This is a genomic window from Streptomyces alkaliterrae, from assembly GCF_007097205.2.
GTDB lineage: Bacteria > Actinomycetota > Actinomycetes > Streptomycetales > Streptomycetaceae > Streptomyces > Streptomyces alkaliterrae.
Genome location: NZ_VJYK02000331.1, coordinates 1 through 5815, shown reverse-complemented (window position 1 = coordinate 5815; position 5815 = coordinate 1). Strand labels below are relative to the sequence as shown.

The following is a 5815-nucleotide window of genomic DNA, read 5'->3' as shown; positions in this document are numbered from 1 at the left end:
GCCCCTCACCGACCCCACCCCTTATCCTGTGACAACCCCAGTTACACCCTTGTGAAGAGGAGCCACTGTGGCTGAGCTGCACGTCGAGTTGGTCGCCGCGGACCGCAAGGTCTGGTCCGGCAAGGCCAGCCTGGTCGTCGCTCGCACCTCGTCGGGTGAGATCGGCATCATGCCCGGCCACCAGCCACTGCTGGGTGTGCTGGCGTCCGGCCCGGTCACCATCCGTACGACCGGCGAAGGCGCCGACGGCGCCGCGGGCAAGAACGGCACGGTCATTGCCGCCGTGCACGGCGGATTCATCTCCTTCTCGGACAACAAGCTCTCGCTGCTCACCGAGATCGCCGAGCTGTCGTACGAGATCGACGTCGAGCGGGCCGAGCGCGCGCTCGAGAACGCGAAGGCCGAGCAGGACGCCGCCGCCGAGCGGCGCGCCGACGTTCGGCTGCGGGCAGTGGCGGTCGCACACTGACCCCGCAGGTAGCAGTAACTCAGCCGCGGACGGCCCCGGAACACTGTTCCGGGACGGTCCGCGGCTGACGCCATCATCGGTGCGGTCCGCGCCCGGCGCGCGGACGAGCGGAAGACGCGAGGAGGTCGGTAAGCGATGGTCCTCGCTCTGCTGCTGTGCGGACTGTTCCTGGTGCTGGTCGTCCTGGGGCTGTTTGTGTTCGGCCTCCGACGGCGGCTCATCCAGCGCTCGGGCGGCACGTTCGACTGCAGCCTCCGCTGGGAGGCCCCGGCGGACGACACCGCGGACCCCAAGGGCAAGGGCTGGAGCTACGGTGTCGCCCGCTACCGGGGCGACCGCGTCGAGTGGTTCCGCGTCTTCTCCTACGCGCCGCGCCCGCGCCGCATGCTGGAGCGCGAGGCGATCGAGGTCGTCAACCGCCGGACCCCGCAGGGCGAGGAGGAGCTGGCACTGCTCTCCGACGCGGTGGTGCTGGCCTGCCGGCTGCGTGACACCCGGGTGGAGCTGGCGATGAGCGAGGACGCGCTCACCGGTTTCCTCGCCTGGCTGGAGGCGGCCCCGCCCGGCCAGCGCGTCAACGTGGCCTGACGGCCCGCGAAGTCAGTGGAACGCCCCCCGGCTGGAGCAGCCGGGGGGCGTTGTGGGTGGTCGGGGGCGGTCCGACCACCCGGTGGGGGGTGGCGTCTACGAGGTGAGCCCGTTGTGGATCGCGGTGATCAGCTCACCGTTTGCCGTGTCGCCGCTGAACTCCCAGAAGAAGGCGCCGCCGAGACCCTTCTGCTTGGCGTAGTTCATCTTGCCGGTGATGGTCTGCGGCGTGTCGTAGCTCCACCACTTGTCACCGCAGTGCGCGTACGCGGTGCCGGCTATGGTGCCGGTGGCGGGGCAACTGTTCTTCAGGACCTTGTAGTCCTCGATGCCCTGCTCGTAGGTGCCGGGCGCCGGGCCGGTCGCCGTGCCGCCGGGGGCGGACTGGGTGACGCCGGTCCAGCCGCGGCCGTAGAAGCCGATACCCAGCAGCAGCTTCTTCGCCGGGACGCCGATGCTGGTCAGCTTGGTGATCGCGGCGTCGCTGTCGAAGCCGGCCTGCGGGATGCCCGGGTAGGAGCGCAGTGGGGAGTGCGGGGCGGTCGGGCCCTTGGCGTTCCACGCGCCGAAGAAGTCGTACGTCATGACGTTGTACCAGTCGGTGTACTGCGCGGCGCCCGCGTAGTCGGCCGAGTCGATCTTGCCGCCGGGGGAGGCGTCGGCCGTGATGGCGGCGGTGACCAGCTGCTTCGAGCCGAACTCGGTGCGGAAGGCGCGCATCATCTCGCGCATCACGCCGGGGCCGCTGTTGTCGCAGGTCAGACCGCAGGCGTTCGGGTACTCCCAGTCCAGGTCGATGCCGTCGAAGACGCCGGCCCAGCGCGGGTCGTTGACCAGCTGGTTGCAGGACTTGGCAAACGCGGCCGGGTTCTTCATGGCGTCCGCGAAGCCGCCGGACCAGGTCCAGCCGCCGAAGGACCACAGCACCTTGATGTGCGGGTACTGCTTCTTGAGCTTGAGCAGCTGGTTGAAGTTGCCGCGCAGCGGCTGGTCCCAGGTGTCGGCCTTGCCGTCGACGCTCTCGGCGGCGCTGTACGCCTTGTCGATCGCGGCGTAGCTGTCGCCCATGGTGCATTTGCCGCCCTGGACGTTGCCGAACGAGTAGTTGATGTGCGTCAGCTTGGCCGCCGAGCCGCTGGTGACCAGGTTCTTGACGTGGTAGTTGCGGCCGTAGACGCCCCACTCGACGAAGTAGCCGAGGTTGACGTGCTCGCCGCCGGGGCCGGGCTCACCCGGGTCTCCCGGATCCCCGGGATCTCCCGGGTCTCCCGGGTCACCGGGGTCACCGGGGTCACCGGGATCTCCCGGGTCGCCGCTGCCGTCGCAGGCCCCGCCGTTGAGCGTGCAGCCGCTGACGTTGCCGCCGCCGCTGCCTGTTCCGTTGAAGCCGAAGGTGACGCTGGCGCCCGGTGCGAGGGTGCCGTTCCAGCTCTTGTTCTTGGCCGTGAAGGCGGTGCCGGAGCTGGTGACGTCGGCGTCCCAGGCGGAGGTGACCGTGGTACCCGCCGGGAAGGTCCACTTCAGGGTCCAGCCGTTGAGCGTGGCGTTGCCGGTGTTCTTCACCGTCCACTTGCCCTCGAAGCCGGTGCCCCAGTCGGCGGACTTGGTGTAGGTGGCGGTGGCCTCGGCGGCCTGGGCGGGGGTGGCCAGGCCGATCACGCCGGCGAGTGGTACGGCCACCGCGAGCGCGATGGCGCCCACGGCTCGTTTGAAGCGTCTTGCGGTGCCTGATCTCAAGGGGTACTCCTCATATCGACCCTGAGTCCGAAGACCTGGGAAACGGGGGAGCTGCGCCGCCTCGCGAGCGCTGTGGGGACATGGCTCGCCGCAGTTGTGGGGGAGCGTAGAATGGTCCATACCTTTGGTCAATAGGTCTGGACCATATTGGATGTCCGGCCAAACCCGGGCCGGGGTCGACGAGTTCGCCCGGCCGGCGCGAGCGGTGGCACGAGTCCGCGATCAGTCCGGCGTGACGCCCCACTCCCTGGCCAGCACCGCCGCCTGCGTCCTGCTCCGCAGTCCCAACTTCCCCAGCAGTCGGCTGACATGGGTCTTCACCGTGGCCTCCGCCATGCCGAGGGCGGCCGCGATCTCCGAGTTGGACAGCCCCTCGGCTACCCGTGCGAGCACCTGACGCTCCCGGGCGGTGAGGGACGCCAGCTCCTCCGGAGCCCCGCCGCCTTCCGCCGAGGACTCCGGCAGTCCCGGGAGGCCGTCGCCCGGCGTCGAGGCGAACCGGCGGATCAACCGCCGGGTGACGGCCGGCGCGATCATGCCGTCCCCGCGCGCCACCGTGCGCACCGCCTCCACCAGCGACGCGGCGTCGGTGTCCTTCAGCAGGAAACCCGCCGCGCCCGCGCGCAGCGCGCCGAAGACGTACTCGTCCAGGTCGAACGTCGTCAACACCAGAACGTCGGCGACCTGTTCGTCGGTCAGCCGCCGGGTCGCCGTCACACCGTCCAACCTGGGCATCTGCACGTCCATCAGCACGACGTCCGGCCGCAGCCGCCGCGCCAGCTCCACCGCCTCCACTCCGTCGGCGGCCTCCCCGACCACCTCCACATCCGCGGCGCTGCCCAGGATCAGCACCAGCCCCGAACGCACCGACGCCTGGTCCTCGGCGACCAGCACCCGAATCGTCATCTACTTCTCGCCACCCTCGTCCAGCGGGAGCAACGCCCGCACCAGCCAACTCCCGTCCCGCTCGCCCGCGTCGAAGACCCCGCCGAGCAGCGCGACCCGTTCCCGCATCCCCACCAGCCCGCTGCCCGAGCCCGGCGCCCGCGGCTCGGCCGGCCCGCCGAGCGGAGACGACACGCTGACCAGCAGCGCAGGGCCTTCCCGCCCGGCCTCCCCGGTGACCTGCTCGGCGAGCCGCACCCGCACCCGACCGGGGGCCGCGTGCTTGAGCGCGTTGGTCAGGGACTCCTGCACCAGACGGTACGCCGCCAACTCCACCGGAGCCGGCAGCGGACGGCCGTCCAGGTCGTCGTGCAACTCGAAGACCAGTCCGGCGCTCCCGCCGTCAGCCTCGACGCGCTGCAGCAGGGCCGGCAGCCCGGCCAGCTTGGGCACGGCGGCGGGGGCCGGCGCGGACCCGTCCTCCGACTCCTCCGAGCGGAGCAGCGAGATCAGCCGCCGCATCTCCGCCAACCCGTGCACGCTGTTCTCCCGGATCACCGCGAGCGCCCGCTTCGTGGCGGCGGGCTCGTCCAGGCTCTGCGCGGCGGTGGAGTGCAGCGCGATGGCCGACAGATGGCCCGCGACCAGGTCGTGCAGCTCCCGCGCCATCCGGGCCCGCTCGGCGTGCACGGCCTGCTTGCGGTCCATCTCGGCGAGCAGCGCGGTCTGTTCGGCGCGCAGCCGCTCGGTCGCCGCCCGGTCCCGGTGCTGCCGCACCAGGACCCCGGTACCGGCCGGCGCCGCCGTGACAAGCGCGCACACGATGCCGAGCACCACTGCCTCCGGGCGGCGCGACGCCGCCAGCGCGGCCACCGTCACCGCCACGGACAGCACCACCGAGGAGGGCAGCAGCGCGCGGGAGAGCCGAGGCCGGCCGTACAGCGCGGCGGCGTACACCACGTCCGTGAACAGCACCAACGTCGCCAGCACCGAGCCGGTGAAGGCGTCCGCGACGACCGTCGGTACGGCGAGCAGCAGCGCCCACGGCTGCGCCACCCGCCGGCCGAGCACCGCCACACACATCACGGCGAGCGTGACCAGCGCCAGCTCGCCGTGCCGTTCGGCGAGCCGGGGATTGGTGAAGAGACCGAGCAACCACAGCGCCAGCCCCCCGGCGGCACCGCACGCGGCGATGAGCACGTCGTCACGGTGGGGGCGGGCGAGCGTCACGGCCATGTGTCCATCAGAGCACGACCGGTCTCTCCGGGCTTTCAGGCTCCGCACCACCGGTAGAGTCCTGCGCGGCAGGTGACGAGGAACCCGGGGGGAGAAGACGTGGTCTTCATCGGCGTACTGGCGCTGGTGTTCGCGGTGCTGTTCGGCATCCTGGCACACCTCACCAACAAGCGGATCAGCAAGCTCGAACGCACCGAGACGCTCACGGTCGCGGAACTGCGCGCCATGCGGGAGGCCGCCGCCGATGCCGCGGGGCCGGGGCACTTCCGCTATTCCTGCGAGGTCGTCGGAGTTGCCCTGCCGCACCGCGACGGGCTGCTGAAGTCCCAGCTCCAGGACATCGAGTGCGTCTGGCACCGGCACAAGATCACCCGCAAGTACGAGGAGATCCGCCGGGACTCCAACGGGAACCGGCGGCGCACCACCCGCCACGAGACCGTCTCGGCGCTCACCAGCGGCACCGCGTTCTTCGTCGAGGACGACAGCGGGAAGATCGTCATCCGGCCGGAGGGCGCCGAGGCGATAGGCGCGGACAAGACGCTGGACGACTTCGTCCAGCACCAGGGGCGCGGCGAGGGCGGGCTGCGCATCGGGCCGGTGACGCTCACCACCCGGCAGGGCGACGGCACGCTCGGCTTCAAGCACGAGGAATGGGTGCTGCGGCCCGGGGCCAGGCTGTTCGTGCACGGCGAGGCGACGGATGCGCGCGGGCATCTGGAGATCGCCAAGCCGACCGAGGGCGGCCCGTACATCGTGTCGGCCAAGTCGGAGGAGGAACTGCTCCGGCGGGACACCCGGCAGCTGACGTGGTGGTTCGTCGGCTCGGGGCTGTGCGGGCTGGCGGGCGTGGTGCTGTTGCTGGTGGCGCTGCTGCGCTGAGCACCCGGTCAGGGGCGGGGC

General features: G+C 71.3%; 6 protein-coding genes. 3 read left to right on the top strand and 3 right to left on the bottom strand.

What is annotated here, in order from left to right; genetic code table 11:
- Positions 1-67 precede the first annotated feature (67 nt).
- Both FNX44_RS22895 and FNX44_RS22890 read left to right on the top strand, forming a co-directional pair.
- A complete protein-coding gene (locus FNX44_RS22895) occupies positions 68-469 on the top strand; it encodes a F0F1 ATP synthase subunit epsilon (RefSeq protein ID WP_143650687.1) in 402 nt (133 codons plus the stop codon).
- Positions 470-604: 135 nt separating this feature from the next.
- Positions 605-1057, top strand: coding sequence for a DUF2550 domain-containing protein (locus FNX44_RS22890; protein ID WP_143650686.1), 453 nt, complete (start codon positions 605-607; stop codon positions 1055-1057).
- Between the two features lie 96 nt (positions 1058-1153).
- On the opposite strand, the gene FNX44_RS22885 is transcribed toward FNX44_RS22890, so the two are convergent.
- The 3 genes from FNX44_RS22885 to FNX44_RS22875 all read right to left on the bottom strand — a co-directional run bounded on the left by FNX44_RS22885 (position 1154) and on the right by FNX44_RS22875 (position 4915).
- Positions 1154-2794 (bottom strand): glycosyl hydrolase family 18 protein, encoded by a 1641-nt coding sequence (locus FNX44_RS22885; RefSeq protein WP_228450126.1) that lies wholly within the window; start codon positions 2792-2794, stop codon positions 1154-1156.
- A 222-nt stretch (positions 2795-3016) separates the two neighbouring features.
- On the bottom strand, positions 3017-3700 hold the full coding sequence (locus FNX44_RS22880; protein ID WP_143650684.1) for a response regulator: 684 nt from the start codon (positions 3698-3700) through the stop codon (positions 3017-3019).
- Positions 3701-4915 (bottom strand): sensor histidine kinase, encoded by a 1215-nt coding sequence (locus FNX44_RS22875; protein WP_143650683.1) that lies wholly within the window; start codon positions 4913-4915, stop codon positions 3701-3703.
- A 99-nt stretch (positions 4916-5014) separates the two neighbouring features.
- On the opposite strand from FNX44_RS22875, the gene FNX44_RS22870 reads away from it, so the two are divergent.
- Positions 5015-5794, top strand: coding sequence for a GIDE domain-containing protein (locus tag FNX44_RS22870; RefSeq protein ID WP_143650682.1), 780 nt, complete (start codon positions 5015-5017; stop codon positions 5792-5794).
- Positions 5795-5815: the final 21 nt, after the last annotated feature.